The following is a 20,998-nucleotide window of genomic DNA, read 5'->3' on the forward strand; positions in this document are numbered from 1 at the left end:
CCTAGTTTCAACCTTTTTCTAATGAATAACAAAAGACCTCTTCCGATGAGAAGAGGTCTTATACATCTATAAGAAACGCTCTTCTCATCTTTCAAGCACACGCTTGCTGGATTTGGCACAGCACTCTGAAATCGAGTCCGCTGCCGAGGCATCGTAGGGCCAGTCCCTCCGCCTCTCTTTATAAGAAGGTTTCATATTTATTTTTTAATAATAATTTCTTCCCTAACTTTACTCGCTTACAAAACAAAAGTCAATTATTTTTTGTATAGATTTTTTTGGTAATTATACAAAAATTTGAATAAAACAATCATTTTAACCTTTCTATTTCTTCTTTCAATATTGAAATCCAATAAAATTCACTATTTTTTATTGTTGCTAATATCCATTTCGTAGTGTACCAAGCTAACTCATACTCTTCCTTCGTGACATCACCACTTTTATAAGCATCCTCTAGCTCCTCTTCATCTAATATATACACCTTACCGCTAGGTAATAATACTACATCTAAATATAAATCATCAAAATACGGTAAACCACGATCGTCTATTTTATATTCTTTCGCCACATCGATATAATATTGCACTAATTTTTTCTGATCATCTAACATAGCGGTAATCGCAAAGTTTTTCCCGTCTATGAAATATTGAATCCACGTATACTGATCCGCTGCAATACAAAGTTCTTCACCATCATATTCTTTACAACTAGGCTCTCTCACCTTTTTTATATCCAGTATTCCGAGCATTCCCTCTTCCACTTGCTTAACCGTATAACTCTTTTCTATTAGTCTCTTCCACGAAGAACCGTCACCATATTTTCGTTTCATTATGTCTGCTCCTCTTCTATATACAGAAAAGCTCCCACATATTATGTGAGAGCTTGTTCATATTATAATTAAGCCGCTTGACCCTTTTCAGAAATCTCTTTTAAATAAGCTTGTCCTTTTTCAGCGTCATATTGACCTTCCCACTTAGACATAACTACAGCTGCTAAAGAGTTTCCTACAACGTTAACTGCTGTACGAGCCATATCTAAAATACGGTCAATACCAGCAATGAACGCTAAGCCTTCAGGTGGAATACCTACTGTACCAAGTGTCGCTAATAATACAACGAATGATACGCCCGGTACACCTGCGATACCTTTTGATGTAACCATTAATACAAGCAACAATGTAATTTGTTGTGTAATAGATAAATCAATACCGTACATTTGCGCTAAGAAAATAGCCGCAATTGCTTGATATAAAGTTGATCCATCTAAGTTAAATGAATAACCTGTCGGAATAACGAAAGATGTAATTGCTTTCGGGCAACCGAATTTCTCCATTTTCTCCATGATTTTTGGTAAAACTGTTTCTGAGCTTGCTGTAGAATACGCTAAGATCAGCTCGTCTTTTAAAATCTTAAAGAATTGGAAAATGTTAATTCCAAATATTTTCGCTGTAAGTCCTAAGACAACTACGACGAAGAAAATCATTGCTCCATATACGACAATTAGTAATTTCCCTAACGGAATTAATGAAGCAAGACCAAATGTAGAAACTGTAACACCAATTAGTGCAAACACACCAAATGGTGCAAATTTCATAACTTGGTTTGTTACGTAAAACATTGCATCAGCTACACCTTGGAAAAATTGAAGAACTGGTCTTCCTCTTTCACCAATCGCTGCTACACCTAAACCAAATAGTACAGAGAAGAAGATAATAGCAAGCATATCTCCGTCAGCTAACGACTTCATAATGTTCGTTGGAACAATATTTACAAATGTATCTGCAAATGAATGACTTTGTACTTGCTCTGTCGTATGTGTATATTTCGAAATATCTGTCTTTGTTAACTGCTCCATATTTACGCCTTTTCCTGGTTGGAAAATATTCGCTATTAATAGACCAACAATAATTGCAATTGTTGTAATAATTTCAAAGTAAAGAATTGTTTTTCCGCCTAGTCGACCTAGTTTTTTAACATCGCCAACACCAGCAACCCCAACAACAATACTTGCTACAACAATCGGTACAACGATCATTTTAATTAATCGGATGAAAATATCACCAATTGGTTGTAAGTACTTCACAACAGCTGGATTATCAAAGAAAATCGCACCAACCGCAATACCAAGCGCAAGTCCTATTAATATTTGCCATGCAAGTCCTATTCTTTTCATATTTGTTGTAACCCCCTCTTCGATGTGTCACTCTATCTCTCATTCTATCTCTATAAAACTAAGAAATTAAGAGTATTACATATTATTCGACAATTCACTACATTTTGTCCCTGTTAAAAATCATAAATCAAAAATTTAAATCTGACAACAAAATAACTTTGCCCGAACACAAATAATTTTCTTGACAAAAAGCAGACCCATGTTAGAAAACCTAACATGAGAACGATTCCTTACTAGTGTTTTATTAGCTTTCCAAGTAATATTTCACCTCATAAAAACGATTACTTTCCTCCTTCATTCCACAGATAAATCCCAAAATTTACCTTTGTTACACATATGAATAAAATGTAAGCACTATGACAATTACAGTTGAAAAATGATAAATTCCGACAAAACTTAGCAATTTTATAAAATTTTCTTTACATTATGATTACAACGATAGACACCCTTCTTCTTATGATATATAACATTCATAGGGAAAGGAGTCAGACAACAATGAAAAAGAAATTTGCAGCGTTTAGCGTTTTAGCAGCAGGAACGATTTTTGCTTCCCCGTTACTTTCACCCGTATACGCTGAAACGAATCAAGATAAATTATCTAACATTCAATCTGAATTAGAAGGCAAACAAAGTGACTTACAAAATAAATCAGTCGAGAAAGAACAAATAGAAAAAGAAATTCAAGAATTACAGAAGAAAATCGATGAATTAACTACTTCCATTAATAAAAATGAGACTGAATTAAACGATACAAAAAAAGAAATTAGCAAAACACAACAAGTAATTACTGACAAAAAGAAACATATAGAACAATTACAAACAAACATAGATACACGTCAGGAAGTTATTAAACAACGATTACAATCTATGCAAGAAAAACCGCGTACAAATATCATTACAGAAGTATTAACAAACTCTACAAACATTGCTGATCTTGTTGATAATATGTACTCCGTAAGTTTAATATTAAACAACGATACAGATATTGTAAAAAAACAAACATCTGATCAAAATGCTGTAACGACAGAAAAAGAGGCTGTTGAGAAAAAAGAACAACAACTGAAAGACTCTGAACAAAAACTAGAACAAAAACAACAAGAATTACAAAATAATCAACAGCAGCAACAAACTCTTATTAACGATCTACATACGAAAGTAGCAAAAGTAGATTCAGAGATTGAAGGATTAGAAGAATCCAAGGGCATTTTAGAAAATCAACGTCAAGCTGTTCAAAAAGCAATTGAAGAAGAAAAACGGGCGGAAGAAGCTCGTAAAGCGGAAGAAGCCCGCCAGGCAGAAGAGGCTCGCAAACAACAAGCTACTAAATCTGCTCAAGCGGCCCCAACACCACATGATACAAATATCGGTGGTTTTATCAAACCAGCAGCTGGATCAAAAACTTCCGGATTTGGTGTACGTTCTTTAGATAACCATAAAGGAATTGACATCGCTGCTTCGGGAACGGTTCCAATTATCGCTGCTGCAGATGGCGTTGTTATTCGCTCAGAATTATCATCTAGTTACGGAAACGTAGTGTATTTATCTCACCGTATAAACGGAAAAACATATACGACAGTATATGCTCATATGAATAGTCGTTCTGTATCGAATGGACAAACTGTAAAACAAGGCGATCAGCTTGGATTTATGGGGAATACGGGCCAATCATACGGACAACATTTACACTTCGAACTTCATCTTGGAGAATGGAATGTCGGCAAGACAAACGCAGTTGACCCATCTCCTTATATCGGATTATAAAAAACCTCGGTGCCTACCGAGGTTTTTCATTTACACTTCACACAATATAGGCGTTCTACATAGACTATAACTAAATGCCTATAGTTGACGAGGTGATCCATATGAATACGCAATTACAACAAAAAATAGAAGAAGCTAGAGGAACGTATATTGGCCGAATATTTACATTTGGCGGCTCAGTTTTATTTTTAATCGGTTCATTCCTCGCAGTCACCACAGCCTATAAAGCGTATAATCGTCTATTACATTCATCAACATAAAAAAAGACGGGAGATCCCCGCCTTTTTTTTATGCAAACATTTTAAATACACCTATCGCATTTAAAAATACAATTATTACAGTTACCGGAATAACATAACGAAGTAAGAAGAACCAAATGTTAAATAACGTTTTCCCTTTCGTTTCCGTCACTTCTAATTCTTTCATCAACAATTCTTTACTCATTTTATTTGGTACAAATAATGAAATAGCTAGTACTCCTAACGGTAGCAATACGTTACTTACCGAAAAGTCGACTAAATCAAAGAACGTTTTCCCAAATATTTTCACGTCACTCATAATCCCAAATGATAACGCTGATGGAATACCGACTGCAAAAATAAGAATACCAATTAATAATGATGCTGACGGACGCTTCTTCTCATTACCTTTCGCAACAGATGCTACTACAATTTCAAGCATTGAAATTGCTGATGTTAAAGTCGCAAAGAAGAATAAAATTAAAAACATAATAAAGAAAAATTGACCAAATGGTATTTTTGCAAATACTGCTGGAAGGACGATAAACAGTAATCCTGGTCCTTCAGTTGGTTTTACTCCTAATGCGAAAATCGCTGGGAAAATTGCTAATCCTGCAAGTACTGTAACAAAAACAGTTAAACTTACAATAGATGTTGCTGATTTCGCTAAATGTTCCTCTTTCTTTAAATACGAACTATACGTGACCATTACTGAGGCACCTACTGTTAGTGAGAAGAAAGATTGTCCCATCGCGTATAAAATCGTATCTGCTGTAAGCTTTGAAAAATCTGGCTTTAAGAAGAACTCTACTCCAGCAAAAGCACCATCGAGTGTTAACGCACGAACAATAATCGCAATAAATAAAATAAATAATAGCGGCATCATGTACTTACTTGCCTTTTCTATACCTTTCTCTACACCTTTACTTACGACAAAAATTGTACAAAGCATAAAGATAAATTGTGCTCCAATCGCACTTAACGGATTTGAAATCGTTTCACCGAACAATTGCCCATAATCAGCTGCTCCATTCCAGAAACTTCCTGTCACACTATAATATAAATAAAGTAAAATCCATCCACCTACAACACTATAAAAAGATAGTACACTAAAACAAGTAACAACTCCCATACGACCAATCCAAGGATATACTTTGCTATTTGGCACTAGTACTTTATAAGCTGTAACGGCCTCTTTTTGCGTGCTACGTCCAATAACAAACTCCGCTATTAAAAGAGGCATACCTATAAATAAAGTTAATAGTAAAAATACAAGGAAGAATGCGCCTCCCCCGCCATTACCTGCAACATATGGAAATTTCCATATCGCACCAAGACCTACTGCGGCTCCGGCTGCTGCGAGTACAAAGCCTATTTTCGACGTCCATTGCTGTGTTTCTTTCATCATAATTTCTCCTTTTCTGAATATTTAAACTTTTGTTAATTATACACTTTCATTTCATACTCGCACACCTCCTTTAGAAAATAAAAAAGTCCCCTACACGCAAATATGCATGTAGAGGACGATATATGTAATGTAAATACCGTGGTACCACCTCAATTGGATTGATAAATCCCACTTGTTCAAGTACAGGAATAATTCCGATACTCTATCCTTTTAACGGCGGAACCCGGGTTGCCTACTACAATGTTCAACATACCTCTCGCAAGCCCATTCTGTATATTTTATCGTACCGGGCTCCCACCTAACCCCAGCTCTCTGAACGCATCAAATATACGTACTCTTCTTGCTCATCGATTTCATCTATTGAAGTTACTTGTGATTATAAATTATATTTTTATATTTGTAAAGCGCACTTTATCTTTTATTATTTTAAAACCTTTTCCTCTAACTCACGTAAAAAACTTTCTCTTTTCCCCTCATTTTGCACATATACTGATTTCAACACTTCTTGGAGCAATATATTTCGTTCCCTCTTTTCTAACTGTAAATCTTTTAACTTCAACCTTACTTCATATAAAAAATCTAAATACGATTCATATGTCTCATCATATTTATTTGCAATATCATCTCGAATTTTTTTTGCGAGCTTCGGGCTCGCTCCCCCAGTAGAAACTGCTATATTAAGTAAACCACGATGAATCGCTGCCGGAAAATGAACATTACCACTTTCCGGATTTGTAATAATATTTACTAATTGATTCTCAGCGGCATCTTCAGCAACTTGTTCATTTAATATTGAATCACTACTCGCTGCAACAACTAAAAAAGCACTTTTAATATCACTTTTTTCATATTCTCTTTGATACCAACGAATTTTCTTTTCTTCCACAAGTTTTACTAAATTCGCATCTAATTCTGGACTTATCACAACTATATCCGCACCCTGTTTGAGTAAAGGAATAATTTTAAATCCTGCAACTTTTCCCCCGCCAATAACAACAACGCGTTTCTCATTAACTCGCACTGTAAGTGGATACATACTGATCTCCTTTCAATAACTCCGTCGTTTTCTGAATTAACATATCTTGAAACGCTTCATTCTTCCCTAAATATGGACTGATTTTTATCTCTTCCACTTCATATTGGCGCACTTCTTTCTCAATATGTTTCATAAGTAAACCTGTAAATAACAAGTAAGGCAGTACAACGATGTTCTTTTCTTTTCGTTCTACAACTTCCTTTAACTTCTCCTCAAATTTTGGCTCTGCAGCCGCTAAATAACAAACTTCTACTTTTTTAACCTTCTCTTTTGTTTGAAATAAAGAAGCAATCCAGTTTATATCTCTTAATACTTCAGGATCACTGCTCCCTCTTGCAACAAGAAGTAACGTCACTTCATTTTTATCTTCCTGTTCGATGCCACTTCCGCTATACACCGATTTAACAAGTGTTTCTGATACACCAAACGGATTACCATAGGTCACTTTAACATCCGAAAATTGATTAGTTAACTTTTCCAATTCAAAAGGGATATCTTTTTTTACATGACCTGCCGCTAATAAAAAAACAGGGATAGCAATAATCTCAGTGGCCCCACGCTTCACACATGTACGAAAACCATCTTCAATAGAAGGATTCGCTAACTCTAAAAAACAAACTTCTTGAATAGTCGCTTCTATACGGCTCATGCATGATGTAATAAATTGAATCGCCTCTTCTTTCGCTGTCTTCAAACGACTTCCATGACATATATATAAGACGGCTTTCATTTTACAACACTCCACTTACTTGATAAGCATTTTCTGTCTGCTTCTCAAACCAATGAATTTTTTCTCTAAAACGGACAACCTCTCCAATTACAATCATACTCGGATTTTGAATTTGCTCTTTTTTCGCAACATCTACAATTGTCCCTAACGTTCCAACAACTGTGCGTTGCATAGACGTCGTCCCCTGCTCAATAATAGCAGCTAGCGTACTTTTATCTTTTCCATGCTTCATAAGTTGCTCACATATGTAGGGCAAATTACTAACCCCCATATATACCGCTAAAGTCTCTACACCTTTCGCTAAACTTTCCCATTTCACTTCTTCTTCAGCACCTTCTTTCCTATGCCCAGTCACAATAGCAAAACTTGCACTTGCATCACGGTGCGTCACTGGAATGCCCGCATAAGCAGGAGCAGCTATTCCAGCTGAAATACCAGGAATGATTTCAAATGGTACACCTTGCTTTGCTAATGCTTCAGCTTCTTCTCCCCCTCTACCAAACACAAATGGATCGCCGCCCTTAAGCCTCGTTACAACTTTTCCTTTTTTCGCATACTTAATAAGAAACGTGTTAATTGTCTCTTGCTTCATCGTGTGATAATTCGGGAGTTTTCCGCAATAAATTAAATCCGCGTCAGGCTTTGCGTATGAAAGCAGCTCTTTATTCACAAGTCGGTCGTATAAAATAACATCTGCCTTCTCAATACATTTCAACCCTTTAACAGTAATTAAATCTGGATCGCCAGGACCCGCTCCAACAATATAAACCTTTCCCATCATCTCTCCTCATTTCTTCTATTAAAATGAAACTTCCATTCGTATATAAGAATGGAAGTTTTTATTTTTTCGTATTACTGATCTCTACTCATGGATAACAAATGCCCCACCTTTTCGAATCTTCTTTTTTTCAAACAAAGAAATCTCTTTTACCTCTGGCAACGGTAAAAAATGCTTTTCAAGCTCAATCTCCGCAAGCTTAAATGCCTGTTCTTCACTTTGAGCAACAACAACAATCGGAACAATACTATTTACTAACACAGCTTCAAATCGATATAAATCCATATCGTCCCTCCTAAGACGCTATTACTTCTTCTAGCACGTTATTTAACGCTATTTGTAATGTATCTACACCAACACGACCTACAAAATCATAAAATGTTTCGGCTGGTAATTTATTCTCTTTGAAATAACTTATAAATGATGCGAGTACATCAGGTAGATCCTCGCCATCTATTTTTCCTTTTAACTTTTGATTGTAGGCACCGCCATCTAACAATGTTCCACCTACGTATATTTCAAACGCTTCAACAATACCTTTTTCCTTCGTTTTCATTTTCACCCCTTGTAACCCAATGTCAGCAATTTGACGTTGACCACATGAATTCGGGCAGCCTACCATATGAATTCGAACTGGAACATCGAGTGCAATTTGTGTATCTAAGTATTCTGCAATTTTTCGTAATCTTTCTTTCGTTTCTACTAGTGCAAGATTACAATATTCAATACCGGTACATGAAACCGCATGACCAATAAATGATTTCGGGCTAGCAGATATCGCTTCAAACAGCGGTTCACTAAGTAATCCTTTTACATTTTCTGGATGAACGTTCGGAATAATGAAGTTTTGCGAGTTACATGTACGAATTTGTCCATTTCCATATTGCTTTGCGATTCTTGCAATCTCAAACATTTCTTCTGCATGTAAACGACCTACCGGTACATTAAAACCTACATATTTTAATCCCTTTTGTTTTTGGTCTTGAACACCATAAAAATAGCCTGCATTCCATCCTTTGAGTGCACTTTCCCCTTTACTTTGTAAAGGCCCTGTATACTCTATTAGTTTCTCTTTAAATTTCTCTGCTCCCCAGTCCGCAACAAGAAATTTCAACCGAGCTAAATGACGTTTTTCACGATATCCAAAATCACGGAATATAGTAGCAATCGCAATCGCCACCGCCTTCACTTCTTCTGGTAAAACGAATACATCTAATTCATCAGCTAAATACGGTCGAGCTGATAATCCTCCACCTACTTTTATATGAAAACCAACTTTTTTCTCACCATCTATTTCTTTCGTTGCAGGCGTAAATGCAACACAGTTAATTTCTGCGTTTGCTGAATTATAAATATTAGAACTAATAGACATTTTAAATTTACGTGGCAAGTTAGAAAACTCTTCATTATGTTGGAAGTAATCATATACTTCTTTTACAATATGCGTTGTATCGAATAGTTCATTTGCATCAATACCAGCAAGCGGATTACCTGTAATATTCCGCGTTATATCACCACAAGCCCCCGCTGAAGATAACCCAACTCTTGCTAATCTTTTAAAAATATCTGGAATTTGCTGAATTTCTAACCAGTGAAACTGAATCGCCTGTCTCGTCGTAATATCTATTACATTACGTCCATAATCTTCAGCGATAGAAGCAAGTACTTCTGCCTGTGCATTTGTAATAATCCCTGACGGAATATTTACCCGCATCATAAAATAACCAGCTTCTTTCGGTCTTTGTAAATACAAGCCTGCCCATTTAAAGGCATCCCACTCTTCTTTCGGAATAGATTCGAAACCATTTTCCGCATAGTAAGGAATATCATTAAAAATTTCTAAGCCATCTTTTTCTAATTTATTTTTCTCGGTCTGATTTAATTTTTCATTGTTAGCCCATACTTTTTCATAACTCATTGTTTATCCCCCTATATAAAACTACGCTCTTGTAAGTACTTCACGATTTGTTCTGCACATTCTTCAATAGAATATTTGTGCGTTTCTACAATTAATTCCGCCTGCTCTGGCTCTTCATAAGGCGAATCAATACCTGTGAAATCCTTAATATCACCTTTTCTTGCCTTTTTATAAAGTCCTTTCGGATCACGTTTCTCACACTCTTCAATCGGACACTTCACAAAAATTTCAATAAATTCATCTGCCGCTAATAAATCTCTTACTTGTTTGCGGTCTACTCGAAATGGTGAAATAAATGCTGTAAGGACAACTGCTCCTTGGTCTACAAATAACTTTGCCACTTCGCCAATACGTCTTATATTTTCCATGCGATCACTTTCAGAAAATCCTAAGTCTTTATTTAAACCGTGGCGAATGTTATCCCCATCCAGCACATAATTTCCAATATTCTTTTCAAACAGTTTACGAGCGACCGCATTCGCTACTGTAGATTTACCCGAAGCTGATAAACCAGTAAACCAAATTACAAAACTATGATGTCCATTCTTCACTCTTCTCTCATCTTTTGAAACCGAAGCTGTATGCCAAGTAATATTCGTATCCATCTCGTTCTCTCCCTATTCTGTTACTACTTCTTTTTTCAAGCCTTTAATTAGTACTTCCACTACTTCTTTACGACTAAATGTACTTGGCGGAATCTCACCGTTTCTTAATAATTCTCTTACTTTCGTACCCGATAAAATAACATGATCTTCTTTTCCGTGCGGACATGTTTTCGTTGAAGCCATCGCTCCACATTTCGTGCAGTAAAAACTATGCTCAAAGAATAGTGGTGTAATTCCTAACTCTTCTATCGTAAAATTTGTGAAGATTTCTTGCGCTTCATACGTTCCGTAATAATCTCCTACTCCAGCATGATCACGCCCTACTATAAAGTGGGTACATCCAAAATTCTTTCTTACTAACGCATGAAATATCGCTTCCCTTGGTCCTGCGTAACGCATGGCAGCAGGAAATACACTTAAAAAGACACGATTTTTCGGATAATAGTTTTGAAGAAGTACTTCATAGCTTTCCATTCTTACATCAGCAGGAATATCATCCGATTTCGTTTCTCCAACGAGCGGATTTAAAAAGAGACCATCTACAATTTCAAGAGCAGATTTTTGAATATACTCATGGGCACGATGTACCGGGTTTCTCGTTTGAAATCCGACCACTGTTTTCCACCCACGTTTTTTAAATGCTTCCCTCGTTTCAATTGGGTCTAAATGATAAGAAGGAAATTGATTATTTTCAAAGCGTTTTGTTAGAATAATAGTTCCTCCAACGTAAACATTTGGTCGTTCATATAATTTTTTCACTCCTGGATGAGCCTCATCCGTTGTTTTATATACAAGTAACGCTTCTTTTTCTTTATCTGGTACAAAAATATCTTCTATTTGAATGACACCGTATATATTTCCATTGTTGACAAGCTTTACTTCCTCTCCAGCCTTCAGGCTTTCTGCGACTTTTTCTGTTACCGGTAATGTAATCGGTATACTCCACACACTACCATTTGCTAAACGAAGCGTTTCTACAACAGAATCATAATCTTCCTTCCCTAAAAAACCAGTAAGGGGGCTATATCCACCTGTCGCCAATAGTTCTAAATCACTTAACGCAATATTGTCTAATTTAATTTCTTTTTCAATTTGTGATACATCATATGTCTCATCTATACGGTTTACTAATTCGTTTACTATGCTCATTTTTCTATATCCTCTCTTAGCTTTATTTCAAGATTCATCTTATTGGTAATGAAGACCACATTCAGTTTTCACTTTTCCAGCCCATCTACCATCTCTTGAATCGCCACCATCCCCTACAGGTAACGTACATTTCTCACACCCAATACTTGGATAGCCAACATCATGCAACGGGTTATACGGCAAGCTATGTTTGTATACATATCGCCAAACTTCTTTCCACGTCCAATGAATGAGTGGACAAACTTTAATAGATTGAAAACGATGATCTTGATTTATAAACTTTGTATGCTTACGTGTTTCTGATTGTTCCCTTCTTAAGCCCGATATCCATGCTTTTTCCACGACTAATGATTTTTCTAAAGGTAAAATTTTTCTAATCTTACAACAAAGATTCGGATTGCTCTCCCACAGTTTTTCACCATGCAACTTCGCCTGTTCATCAAGTGTAAGTTCTGGCTGTTTTTCTATAATATTCAATGAAGGAAATCGTTCCCGCACTTTTCGAATTAATTCATACGTTTCTTGAAAATGAACATTTGTATCCAAAAATACAACTTTAGCAGATGGATTTACTTGGTTTATAATGTGCAGCAATACCATACCTTCCACCCCAAAGCTACATGCGTAGACAACCTCATCTTTATATTCTTTATAAGCCCAATTTAATACTGATAACGCACCTTTTGTTTCATCTTCTTCCGAAAACGAAACAACATTTTCTTCCCACGTTTCATACGTCAACATGTTTTTTCCCCCTGTAAAAGCAAAAAGACGGTTTTAACCTAATGAAAATAGGTTAAAACCGCCTCTAGTTTTTCTAGTCAGCGCTTTTCACTTTAAACGTACTTTTTCACTTTTCTCTAACTGAATTACTTTTCCATCTTGCACAACAATTGTAATTGAACCATATTTCATATCAGCAAGCATCGCTTCAATCTTCTCGGATACTTCATCAAAATGTTCCCGTACACTCACGCGAACAGCCCCCCCTTTTTATTCATAAAAAAAATCTTTCCCATTTCGAAAAGACTGTTCGGTAATATATTTTACCTTATCTTTCAAAATGGATCCCATTTTGCTGGATTTAGCACCTTGCTTTCTATAAGCAGGTTGCCGAGCTTCTTCGGGCCAGTTCCCTCCGCTTCTCTTGATAAGCTTTGTATTTGTATTTTATCACAATTCTGATTTTTTTCAATCCTAGTTTTCCGATATATTTTAATTATTTTATTTTATAAAAAAGGAATTGCCCATTCGAACAACTCCTTTTCCTATTTAGACAAGCTCTTTAATACGTATGCGATCGTTCCCAATAATATTTTCATATGTTTCGCGTTCCACAACTACTTGCGATGTTCCGCCTTTTGCAAAGACAACGGCTGGTCTTCGAATCCGATTGTAATTATTCGCCATCGAGTACCCGTATGCTCCTGTACAGGAAACTGCTAGTAAATCAGAAGCAGCGACTTTCGGTAAATGAATATCCCAAATCAACATGTCTCCACTCTCACAGCATTTCCCGGCAATCGAAACGAGTTCCTCATTCTCATCATTCGCTCGATTCGCTAACATCGCTTCATAACGCGCATTATATAAAGCAGGTCTTAAATTATCTGTCATTCCACCATCGACTGATACATATTTCCGAATACCAGGAATATCTTTCACAGATCCAACTGTATAAATTGTTGTCCCAGCATCACCTACAATGCTACGGCCTGGCTCAATCCATATTTCTGGCAATGGATATTCACATACAGTAAATTGTTCTCTCACTGCACTTGTTACAGCTCGCACATATGTCTCAAGAGTTAATGGTGTATCTGACTCTGTGTAACGTATTCCAAATCCCCCGCCTACATTTAACACTTTTACTACATAGTTTGTTTGCTCTCTCACTTCTTCTAAAAATTGGCGAAGAACTTCAATTGCTCGAACAAAACCAGCTGTTTCAAATATTTGCGACCCAATATGTGAATGGATCCCTAGCACATTATAATTTGATTTTTGTAAAGCAAATCCAATTGCCTGCATCGCTTGACCGTTTGAAACACCAAATCCAAATTTCGAATCATCTTGACCTGTTGTAATATATTCATGTGTGTGCGCCTCTACTCCAGGCGTTACACGAATTAATATGTTCACAAATTTCCCATGTTGCATCGCTAAATCGTGTAAAACTTCTAATTCAAAGAAATTATCTACGACAAAACAACCGATATTCGCCTGAAGAGCCATCACTATTTCTTCTTCTGTTTTATTATTTCCATGAAAATGAATACGTGATGCCGGAAATCCTGCTTGGAGCGCAGTATATAATTCTCCCCCAGAAACAACGTCTAATGACATACTCTCTTCACGAGCTACTCGGCACATCTCCATGCACAAGAACGCCTTGCTTGCATATGCTACTTGATAAGAGAAACCACTTTCTTTAAAAGCACGATGAAATGCTCGGCATTTTCCTCGAATAGACTCTTCATCGTATACATAAAGTGGTGTTCCGTATTGCTTTGCTAGCTGCGTCGTATCGCACCCTCCAATTTCTAAGTGTCCTTGCCCATTAATTCGGCTTGTGCCGTGTAAATACATTTAAATTCCTCCCTTATTTCCTCTAAAACTCATAACCCCAATCTTCTATTCATTGCAGCACGCTTTTAGATAGACAAAAAACGCGCGGAACAATGTTCACACGCGTTTCTTATTAGGAAAAATATATATTGAAAAAATAAACGAGTTGTTATCTCCTCAAAATAAGAAACCGCATCAACATCTCCAAATAGCTCTCCATAAAATAAATCTTATGACAGTACTACATTTATTCAATGCAGTCCCAATATATGAATAAGATGGTTATTCTTATATTTCGGCAATAGTCCCTTTCAACCTATGATCACAGATTCCATTAAATCTCCCATAGCTTACTCTTTCCTATCGCGGCCTCTACCTTTGAGAGTAGATGAGGTAAGTCTATTTAATTTTCAAACATCTAATTGTTGCTATTAACAATACCAAAGGACCATTTTATTTGTCAAACAATTTTTTATATTGTTTTTTTACAGTTTAGTTTCGTATCATTTGGTAAGCGCTTTACTGAAATCTTTGTCACTTCCCATTCGCCTTCTTCGTTATTAAATGTAATCGTTACCTTCTCAAATGGTGGAGCAATTTTCCCAGCAACACGTTCATACTTTGTCACTTCAATACTTGCTTGAAATAAATATGTACCGCTATACACTTTTTTTAAACTAATAATTTTAGGACATTGATAAGGTTTCAAACTTCCATATTGTTTTTCAATTGCTTTATTTATTTTTGGAAATAAAACAGAATAAAGTGCATCTTCCATAAGAGGTGCATCATATTGGGCTACCGACACACTCGGTGAAGTAAAAAGTATAACACTACTGCATGCTATAAAATATAATAATTTTCGCATTATAACCTCCGTATAATCACGCGATTCTTTCTGCGTACGATAATTATCATACATAGAAATTCTGTTTTATTGTCTCCCACCACTCTTTTTCTACTCGATTATTATAAAAAAGCCCACAACCTTCTTTTATTTTCGTATAATGATACTCATAGTATAATAATCATAATAACAAAGGACTGTTCGTATATATAAAATGAGTCGTTAAGCAAACTGACTCACAAGAACTGTCATGCTTTTTAGGAGAGGAGTATATTATGCTACAACATCTGTTTCCAAAACTGCGATTTGCACTCGTTGCAGTCGTTTTACTATGGATTAAAACATATATTGTGTACAAGCTAGCATTTGATATTAAAATTGATAATTTCTTTGAAGAATTCATGCTTTTTATCAATCCACTAGCTGCGTTACTTTTATTTTTCGGCTTAGCTTTACTTGCATCTAAGCACCGAAACCGAATTATAATTGGAATCAGTTTTATACTGTCATTTATTTTATTTGGAAACGCAATGTTTTATGGGTTCTATAACGATTTCGTTACTTTCCCGGTTTTATTCCAAACAAACAATATGGCTGATTTAGGGACAAGTATAAAAGAACTCTTTACGTACAAAACATTACTTTTATTTGCAGATGCAATTATTTTAATGTTTATTTCACGTAAATTCCCATCATTTGGTGACAAAACACCACTTTCCCGCTCAGAGAAGCGAACTTTCTTTAGCGGTGTAACAGCTTTATTAGCACTACAAATTGTTGTATCAGTTATTTATAAACCACAAATGTTCTCGCGCTCATTTGACCGTCAAACTGTCGTGAAGAATTTAGGTTTATACACATACCATCTATTTGATATTACGCTTCAATCCAAGTCTTCAGCTGAGCGTGTATTTGCAAGTGGGGATGGGTTTTCTGAAATTAAAAACTATACAGACTCAAAAGACAAACAAGTTGATAAAAACTTATTTGGAGCTGCAAAAGGTAAAAATGTAATTTTAATTTCAATGGAATCTACACAAAACTTTGTTATTAATAAAAAAATAAATGGAAAAGAAATTACACCATTTTTAAATGAATTTATTAAGGATAGTTTCTATTTCGATAACTTCTATCATCAAACTGGACAAGGCAAAACTTCTGATGCTGAATTTATCGTTGAAAACTCACTTTATCCGCTAGATCGTGGTTCTGTATTCTTTACTCATGCAACAAATGAATACACAGCGACACCAGAACAATTAAAGAAATACGGATATTCTTCTGCCGTCTTCCATTCAAACGATAAAACGTTTTGGAATCGGGATGTAATGTATCCTGCGCTTGGATATGATCGTTATTTTAATTTAAATGATTACGCAGGAACGGAGCAAATGTCTGTCGGTTGGGGATTAAAAGATAAAGAGTTCTTTGAACAATCTATTCCAAAGTTAAAATCTTTACCGCAACCGTTCTATACAAAATTTATTACATTAACAAATCATTTTCCGTTTCTTCTAAATCCGGAAGATCAATATGTTGATGAATTCAACTCGGAAAGTGGTGTTGTAAACCGCTACTTCCCAACTGTTCGTTACACAGATGAAGCTCTTAAATTATTTATTCAACAATTAAAAGAAGAAGGATTATATGATAATTCCGTTATTGTCATTTATGGTGATCATTACGGTATTTCCGAAAACCATAACACAGCTATGGCACAGTTCCTAGGAAAAGATACTATTACACCATTCGATTCTATGCAATTACAACGAGTTCCTCTTATTATTCATGTGCCTGGCCAAGAAGGAAAAGTTGTTTCTAAAGTATCCGGTCAAATTGATATTAAGCCAACGCTCCTTCATTTACTTGGTATTAAAACAAATAAATCCGTTGAATTTGGAACTGACTTATTTATTAAAGAGAAAGACCCGCTTATGGTAATGCGTGATGGTAGCTTTGTTTCTGAAGAGTATGTTTATACAAAAAATATGTGCTACAAAAGAAGTACGGGTGAAGAAGCTGACATGACGCTATGTCAGCCGTATATTGAAAAAGCAAAAACAGAATTAAAATTCTCCGACAAATTAATTTATGGAGATTTATTACGCTTCGATCCTAATAATCGATATAAAACTGGAACGATGACAACGAAATTTGAATAGTAAAGGAAGCAACTTTATACAAGTTGCTTCCTCTTTTTATTTTCACTTAATTTTCAAACCATCCTTCTATGAAATCTTTCACAAATTGGTAATTTCTTTCGTATGAGGAATAAATTTATGGTATGATAAAATAAGTAAACTTTCATACACTAATTAAGAATTTATTACAGAAAGCAAGGGATCAGATTTTGTATAGAGCAGCTATTCCAAACTTATTTACGCTCGGAAATTTATATAGCGGATTTTTATCAATCGGCTATGCATCTTTAGGATATTATAAATCAGCTGCTATTTTAGTACTTATCGGGATGATGTTAGATAGTCTTGATGGTCGTGTTGCTCGTTTATTACGTGTTGATTCACAAATGGGAAAAGAGCTCGACTCGCTTGCAGATGTCGTAACATTTGGTGCAGCACCAGCTGTTTTAATGTATTACACATCTTTCTCAAACTACGGAATCATCGGATTATACATAGCGGGATTATTCCCTCTTTTCGGAGCATATCGTTTAGCACGATTTAATGTAACACCATCTTCTACTTCAATGAAATATTTCACTGGAGTACCGATTACAGCAGCGGGAGGGCTTGTTGCTTTCTTAACATTATTTTCACATACCATTCCAAAAATCGTTCTTATTACCGTATTTGTAACGTTCGCATTTTTAATGGTGAGCCGCATTCGTATCCCAAGTTTAAAAGATGTACCAATTCCACGATATAGCATCATTATTACACTATTTTTAGTTGGAATCATTATTACAATGTATCAAACAGGATTTGGAAATTTTTCTGTTTTCTTATTCATTGCCATTCCACTATATATTTTGTACATGTTATCTCAATTCATTAGACAAAGACCGTCTAAAAAAGCGAATAAAGAAAAATAAGAAAACCTTCCAAGTCCGGAAGGTTTCTTTTTATTTTGTAACTAATACCTTTTGATTTACAGGTGTTACTGGCTCTTCGCCGTTTAATACAGCTAAAATATTTCTGACAGCCATTTCAGCCATCGCATCACGAGTTTCAAATGTTGCATTCCCTACATGTGGAGCAAGTACTACATTCTTTAATTCTTTTAGCTCTTCTGTAATTTTCGGTTCAAATTCAAACACGTCAAGAGCTGCTCCTTCAATTTCATTTGTTTTTAATGCATGAGCAAGTGCTGCTTCATTCATAATTGGTCCACGTGAAGCATTTACAATATACGCTGTTTTCTTCATCATTTTAAACTGCTCTTCATCAATCATATGATGTAATTTTGGATTATAAGCACAGTTAATTGTAATAAAGTCTGCTGTTTGTAATAATTCTTCCAACGTCACATACGTTGCTCCCAGTTCACTTTCAGCTTCAAGCTTACGATTTGGCCCTGTATATAAAACATCCATTCCAAATGCTTTCGCACGTTTTGCAACAGCCTTCCCAATTTCTCCAAGACCTATAATTCCGATTGTCTTACCATGAACTTCTCGTCCTAAGAAAAATAACGGTGCCCATCCGTTAAATCCAGTCGTACGACATAACGTATCCCCTTCAGGAATTCTACGCGCCGCTGCTAAAAGAAGTGCAAATGTTAATTCTGCAGTCGCTTCCGTTGATACTTTCGGTGTATTCGTAACTGCAATTCCTTTTTCGCCCGCATACGTGTAATCAATATTGTCGTAACCAGCACCATAGTTTGCAACAATCTTTAAATGAGGCGCTGCATCAATAACTTCTTTTGGCACCTTTGTCGAAAGTAAACTTAACAATGCATCTTTATCTTTTACACGCTCTGTTAATTCATCTATAGAAATTAACTCCTCTTTATTGTACATTTCTACATTATGATCTTTTAATAGTTCTAATCCAATTTCCGGAATTTTTCCCGCTACTAATATTTTTGCCACTACTAACACCTCTTCTATAGAAAATAAGACATCTCTTATATTTCATTGTAAGAAATCCACATATAAAAACCAAGGAATTTGATTATAGTTTTGAAAATCGACACTTTTCCATGAAAAAAGAGGAGATGCAACTCTCCCCTTTTCTTACGCTTTTTCCTGCGATTCTTTTCCGAGCTTCACATCAATAGTTCCTTCTGCAACCGTATCGCTAATTTGCTCCTCAATAACCGATTGAGATGCAGCATTCGTTTCAGAAGTATAAGCTTGTTGCTGTGCACCTTGTACATTTTGTTTATTTTGTTGTTTCGCCATTTCTTACCCTCCTTTTCATTCTTTCTTATTTTGAACAAAAAGGACCGTTTTCATCAAAAAATTGCGTTTCATTTTGAATTTGTTACTTCTTCTTCAAGCGACCTCATTACTCTTGCTCGCTTCGTAAATGTTGCAACCTGAGTAACACCGTGAGCTCGTAATGTTTGTACATTTTCTTGTACATAATTCCCTAAATCATTTGGGTAATGGGCATCCGAAGAAATCGTAATTGGAACACCATACTTAGCTAATACTTGTAAATATAGTGGACTTGGGCACATTTCACGAACAGGATAACGATAGTATAATCCTGCATTTATTTCTGTTGCCGTATTCGTTTCTACTAACGCACAGGCAATTTCCTCATAATAAGAAAGCTGTTCATTCTCATCCAATCGATAATTAAATACCTTTATATTATCAAGATGAGCGATAATATCAAATAACTCGGTACGAATCGCACTCTCAACTGTTTTAAAAAACATATCATATAATGCGCGTAGGTCATGCACCTCAAAATATTCTTTCGTATCTGGATTATCAAATCCCCAGCCATTTAGAAAATGAACGGAACCAATTACATAATCAAAGTCTCCTAGCGCTAATAATTCTTTTAACTCTCCTTCACAACCAATAAAATAATCCGCTTCAATTCCAAGTTTAAGTGTGACACCTCTTTTCCCCCATCGTTCTTTCGCCTCTTCAATTGCCTTTGTAAAATCATACAGTGAAACTACCCTTACTTGATCCAACCATTCTTTCTGTATACGACCGAGCTTAGAATCACTAATATCTACATATTTTTCATAATATCCTTTTGCTTCATGAAAACGATATAGATGATCAACAATTCCCACTTCTTTTATTCCTTTTCGTACAGCTTCTTCTAAATATAGATCTATCCATTCTGTTGTAAATGGCCCTTCCTTCACACGCTTTTGCAAACGCTCTTGTGTTTTCATAAGCCAATCAATAGAATGTCTTTCTTGAAGCGGTTCATAACATTCCAACGCTTCATTTATTTTAGCAAGCCATCCTATTGAATACGGTCCTTCTTCTAAGTGAAGATGATAATCTACTTTCATATACATTCCCCCTTATAATGTATCTATTTCCCTTCTATCCCCAACTCTCGAAAGCTTTCCATTTCGTTCTTTCACCTCTCGCATGACATCTTCCAATGCAATATTTTTTTCAGCTAATAAAACGAAACAGTGATAAAATACATCAACCATTTCTTTCACTACTTCTTCTTTATCATTATTTTTACATGCGATAATTACTTCAGCACACTCTTCACCAATCTTCTTTAAAATTTTATCTTCTCCTTTTGAAAATAAATAATTTGTATACGATTCAGGAAGTGGGCTTCCCTTTCGTTCTTCAATTGTTTTATACAGCAACTTAAAGGCATTTTCCATATG

Annotated in this window: 22 protein-coding genes, 3 riboswitches and 1 other annotated feature; of the genes, 4 read left to right on the top strand and 18 right to left on the bottom strand. The window is 35.6% G+C overall.

Features of this window, described 5'->3' with window-relative positions; translation table 11 throughout:
• Positions 1-81 precede the first annotated feature (81 nt).
• A riboswitch (SAM riboswitch) is annotated at positions 82-187 on the bottom strand.
• Positions 188-307: 120 nt separating this feature from the next.
• Together HMAS_RS17030 and gltP are read right to left on the bottom strand one after the other, a co-directional pair.
• Positions 308-826: a DUF402 domain-containing protein gene (locus tag HMAS_RS17030; protein ID WP_098272770.1), complete on the bottom strand. Its 519-nt coding sequence runs from the start codon at positions 824-826 to the stop codon at positions 308-310.
• 68 nt (positions 827-894) lie between these two features.
• Positions 895-2,169 carry a glutamate/aspartate:proton symporter GltP gene (gene gltP / locus HMAS_RS17035; RefSeq protein WP_000821130.1) on the bottom strand — a complete coding sequence of 425 codons (1,275 nt, stop codon included), beginning with the start codon at positions 2,167-2,169 and terminating at the stop codon, positions 895-897.
• Positions 2,170-2,664: 495 nt separating this feature from the next.
• Between gltP and HMAS_RS17040 the strand changes: the two genes are divergently transcribed.
• Entirely contained in the window at positions 2,665-3,930 is a 1,266-nt protein-coding gene (locus HMAS_RS17040; RefSeq protein ID WP_000726086.1) for a murein hydrolase activator EnvC family protein, read from the top strand.
• 101 nt (positions 3,931-4,031) lie between these two features.
• Positions 4,032-4,190 (top strand): hypothetical protein, encoded by a 159-nt coding sequence (locus HMAS_RS27720; protein WP_001096006.1) that lies wholly within the window; start codon positions 4,032-4,034, stop codon positions 4,188-4,190.
• 28 nt (positions 4,191-4,218) lie between these two features.
• On the opposite strand, the gene HMAS_RS17045 is transcribed toward HMAS_RS27720, so the two are convergent.
• From HMAS_RS17045 to HMAS_RS17100, 12 genes are all read right to left on the bottom strand, one after another.
• The gene (locus tag HMAS_RS17045; protein ID WP_000665440.1) at positions 4,219-5,574 is read right to left on the bottom strand and encodes a sodium-dependent transporter; all 1,356 of its coding nucleotides are present in this window, start codon (positions 5,572-5,574) and stop codon (positions 4,219-4,221) included.
• 111 nt (positions 5,575-5,685) lie between these two features.
• Positions 5,686-5,934, bottom strand: a binding site (T-box leader).
• A 64-nt stretch (positions 5,935-5,998) separates the two neighbouring features.
• Positions 5,999-6,613, bottom strand: coding sequence for an NAD(P)-binding protein (locus HMAS_RS17050; RefSeq protein ID WP_000283353.1), 615 nt, complete (start codon positions 6,611-6,613; stop codon positions 5,999-6,001).
• Positions 6,588-7,343 carry a sirohydrochlorin chelatase gene (locus tag HMAS_RS17055; RefSeq protein ID WP_000648887.1) on the bottom strand — a complete coding sequence of 252 codons (756 nt, stop codon included), beginning with the start codon at positions 7,341-7,343 and terminating at the stop codon, positions 6,588-6,590. The genes HMAS_RS17050 and HMAS_RS17055 overlap by 26 nt, the downstream gene beginning before the upstream one ends.
• Position 7,344: 1 nt before the next feature.
• On the bottom strand, positions 7,345-8,121 hold the full coding sequence (gene cobA, locus HMAS_RS17060) for a uroporphyrinogen-III C-methyltransferase (RefSeq protein ID WP_000521261.1): 777 nt from the start codon (positions 8,119-8,121) through the stop codon (positions 7,345-7,347).
• A gap of 84 nt (positions 8,122-8,205) precedes the next feature.
• The gene (locus tag HMAS_RS17065; protein ID WP_000366914.1) at positions 8,206-8,406 is read right to left on the bottom strand and encodes a DUF3906 family protein; all 201 of its coding nucleotides are present in this window, start codon (positions 8,404-8,406) and stop codon (positions 8,206-8,208) included.
• A gap of 10 nt (positions 8,407-8,416) precedes the next feature.
• Positions 8,417-10,039: a nitrite/sulfite reductase gene (locus HMAS_RS17070; protein WP_025709336.1), complete on the bottom strand. Its 1,623-nt coding sequence runs from the start codon at positions 10,037-10,039 to the stop codon at positions 8,417-8,419.
• An 11-nt stretch (positions 10,040-10,050) separates the two neighbouring features.
• Positions 10,051-10,644 carry an adenylyl-sulfate kinase gene (gene cysC / locus HMAS_RS17075; RefSeq protein WP_000380499.1) on the bottom strand — a complete coding sequence of 198 codons (594 nt, stop codon included), beginning with the start codon at positions 10,642-10,644 and terminating at the stop codon, positions 10,051-10,053.
• Between the two features lie 12 nt (positions 10,645-10,656).
• The gene (gene sat, locus HMAS_RS17080; RefSeq protein WP_098272522.1) at positions 10,657-11,793 is read right to left on the bottom strand and encodes a sulfate adenylyltransferase; all 1,137 of its coding nucleotides are present in this window, start codon (positions 11,791-11,793) and stop codon (positions 10,657-10,659) included.
• A 39-nt stretch (positions 11,794-11,832) separates the two neighbouring features.
• A complete protein-coding gene (locus HMAS_RS17085; RefSeq protein WP_000959022.1) occupies positions 11,833-12,537 on the bottom strand; it encodes a phosphoadenylyl-sulfate reductase in 705 nt (234 codons plus the stop codon).
• A gap of 87 nt (positions 12,538-12,624) precedes the next feature.
• Complete coding sequence (locus HMAS_RS17090; protein ID WP_000116158.1) at positions 12,625-12,768, bottom strand: YezD family protein; 144 nt, start codon at positions 12,766-12,768, stop codon at positions 12,625-12,627.
• A gap of 73 nt (positions 12,769-12,841) precedes the next feature.
• A riboswitch (SAM riboswitch) is annotated at positions 12,842-12,950 on the bottom strand.
• A 115-nt stretch (positions 12,951-13,065) separates the two neighbouring features.
• Positions 13,066-14,382, bottom strand: a complete 1,317-nt coding sequence (gene lysA, locus HMAS_RS17095; RefSeq protein ID WP_000280675.1) for a diaminopimelate decarboxylase — start codon at positions 14,380-14,382, stop codon at positions 13,066-13,068.
• Positions 14,383-14,562: 180 nt separating this feature from the next.
• A riboswitch (Lysine riboswitch) is annotated at positions 14,563-14,744 on the bottom strand.
• Positions 14,745-14,833: 89 nt separating this feature from the next.
• Positions 14,834-15,229 (bottom strand): DUF3888 domain-containing protein, encoded by a 396-nt coding sequence (locus HMAS_RS17100; protein ID WP_001228823.1) that lies wholly within the window; start codon positions 15,227-15,229, stop codon positions 14,834-14,836.
• 254 nt (positions 15,230-15,483) lie between these two features.
• On the opposite strand from HMAS_RS17100, the gene HMAS_RS17105 reads away from it, so the two are divergent.
• Entirely contained in the window at positions 15,484-17,370 is a 1,887-nt protein-coding gene (locus HMAS_RS17105) for an LTA synthase family protein (RefSeq protein WP_000939079.1), read from the top strand.
• Positions 17,371-17,558: 188 nt separating this feature from the next.
• On the top strand, positions 17,559-18,260 hold the full coding sequence (gene pssA / locus HMAS_RS17110) for a CDP-diacylglycerol--serine O-phosphatidyltransferase (RefSeq protein WP_000285417.1): 702 nt from the start codon (positions 17,559-17,561) through the stop codon (positions 18,258-18,260).
• A 30-nt stretch (positions 18,261-18,290) separates the two neighbouring features.
• Here pssA and HMAS_RS17115 read toward each other — a convergent pair whose 3' ends face one another.
• The 4 genes from HMAS_RS17115 to hisE all read right to left on the bottom strand — a co-directional run bounded on the left by HMAS_RS17115 (position 18,291) and on the right by hisE (position 20,995).
• Positions 18,291-19,262 (bottom strand): NAD(P)-dependent oxidoreductase, encoded by a 972-nt coding sequence (locus HMAS_RS17115; RefSeq protein ID WP_001062858.1) that lies wholly within the window; start codon positions 19,260-19,262, stop codon positions 18,291-18,293.
• A 144-nt stretch (positions 19,263-19,406) separates the two neighbouring features.
• Positions 19,407-19,574: a YozQ family protein gene (locus HMAS_RS17120; protein WP_001118878.1), complete on the bottom strand. Its 168-nt coding sequence runs from the start codon at positions 19,572-19,574 to the stop codon at positions 19,407-19,409.
• Positions 19,575-19,642: 68 nt separating this feature from the next.
• Positions 19,643-20,659, bottom strand: a complete 1,017-nt coding sequence (locus tag HMAS_RS17125) for a histidinol phosphate phosphatase domain-containing protein (protein ID WP_000861838.1) — start codon at positions 20,657-20,659, stop codon at positions 19,643-19,645.
• A gap of 12 nt (positions 20,660-20,671) precedes the next feature.
• Complete coding sequence (hisE, locus tag HMAS_RS17130) at positions 20,672-20,995, bottom strand: phosphoribosyl-ATP diphosphatase (RefSeq protein WP_000426358.1); 324 nt, start codon at positions 20,993-20,995, stop codon at positions 20,672-20,674.
• Positions 20,996-20,998 lie beyond the last annotated feature (3 nt).

It is taken from the genome of Bacillus sp. HMA207, assembly GCF_003402455.1.
GTDB lineage: Bacteria > Bacillota > Bacilli > Bacillales > Bacillaceae_G > Bacillus_A > Bacillus_A cereus.

Coding starts and splice junctions, on each gene's coding strand:
- HMAS_RS17125 (WP_000861838.1), bottom strand. CDS start 20,659: ATGAAAGTAGATTATCATCTTCACTTAGAAGAAGGACCGTATTCAATA.
- HMAS_RS17040 (WP_000726086.1), top strand. CDS start 2,665: ATGAAAAAGAAATTTGCAGCGTTTAGCGTTTTAGCAGCAGGAACGATT.
- hisE (WP_000426358.1), bottom strand. CDS start 20,995: ATGGAAAATGCCTTTAAGTTGCTGTATAAAACAATTGAAGAACGAAAG.
- HMAS_RS17030 (WP_098272770.1), bottom strand. CDS start 826: ATGAAACGAAAATATGGTGACGGTTCTTCGTGGAAGAGACTAATAGAA.
- HMAS_RS17100 (WP_001228823.1), bottom strand. CDS start 15,229: ATGCGAAAATTATTATATTTTATAGCATGCAGTAGTGTTATACTTTTT.
- cysC (WP_000380499.1), bottom strand. CDS start 10,644: ATGGATACGAATATTACTTGGCATACAGCTTCGGTTTCAAAAGATGAG.
- lysA (WP_000280675.1), bottom strand. CDS start 14,382: ATGTATTTACACGGCACAAGCCGAATTAATGGGCAAGGACACTTAGAA.
- HMAS_RS17120 (WP_001118878.1), bottom strand. CDS start 19,574: ATGGCGAAACAACAAAATAAACAAAATGTACAAGGTGCACAGCAACAA.
- HMAS_RS17070 (WP_025709336.1), bottom strand. CDS start 10,039: ATGAGTTATGAAAAAGTATGGGCTAACAATGAAAAATTAAATCAGACC.
- sat (WP_098272522.1), bottom strand. CDS start 11,793: ATGAGCATAGTAAACGAATTAGTAAACCGTATAGATGAGACATATGAT.
- HMAS_RS17065 (WP_000366914.1), bottom strand. CDS start 8,406: ATGGATTTATATCGATTTGAAGCTGTGTTAGTAAATAGTATTGTTCCG.
- HMAS_RS17045 (WP_000665440.1), bottom strand. CDS start 5,574: ATGAAAGAAACACAGCAATGGACGTCGAAAATAGGCTTTGTACTCGCA.
- HMAS_RS17105 (WP_000939079.1), top strand. CDS start 15,484: ATGCTACAACATCTGTTTCCAAAACTGCGATTTGCACTCGTTGCAGTC.
- HMAS_RS17085 (WP_000959022.1), bottom strand. CDS start 12,537: ATGTTGACGTATGAAACGTGGGAAGAAAATGTTGTTTCGTTTTCGGAA.
- HMAS_RS17050 (WP_000283353.1), bottom strand. CDS start 6,613: ATGTATCCACTTACAGTGCGAGTTAATGAGAAACGCGTTGTTGTTATT.
- gltP (WP_000821130.1), bottom strand. CDS start 2,169: ATGAAAAGAATAGGACTTGCATGGCAAATATTAATAGGACTTGCGCTT.
- HMAS_RS17055 (WP_000648887.1), bottom strand. CDS start 7,343: ATGAAAGCCGTCTTATATATATGTCATGGAAGTCGTTTGAAGACAGCG.
- cobA (WP_000521261.1), bottom strand. CDS start 8,121: ATGGGAAAGGTTTATATTGTTGGAGCGGGTCCTGGCGATCCAGATTTA.
- HMAS_RS27720 (WP_001096006.1), top strand. CDS start 4,032: ATGAATACGCAATTACAACAAAAAATAGAAGAAGCTAGAGGAACGTAT.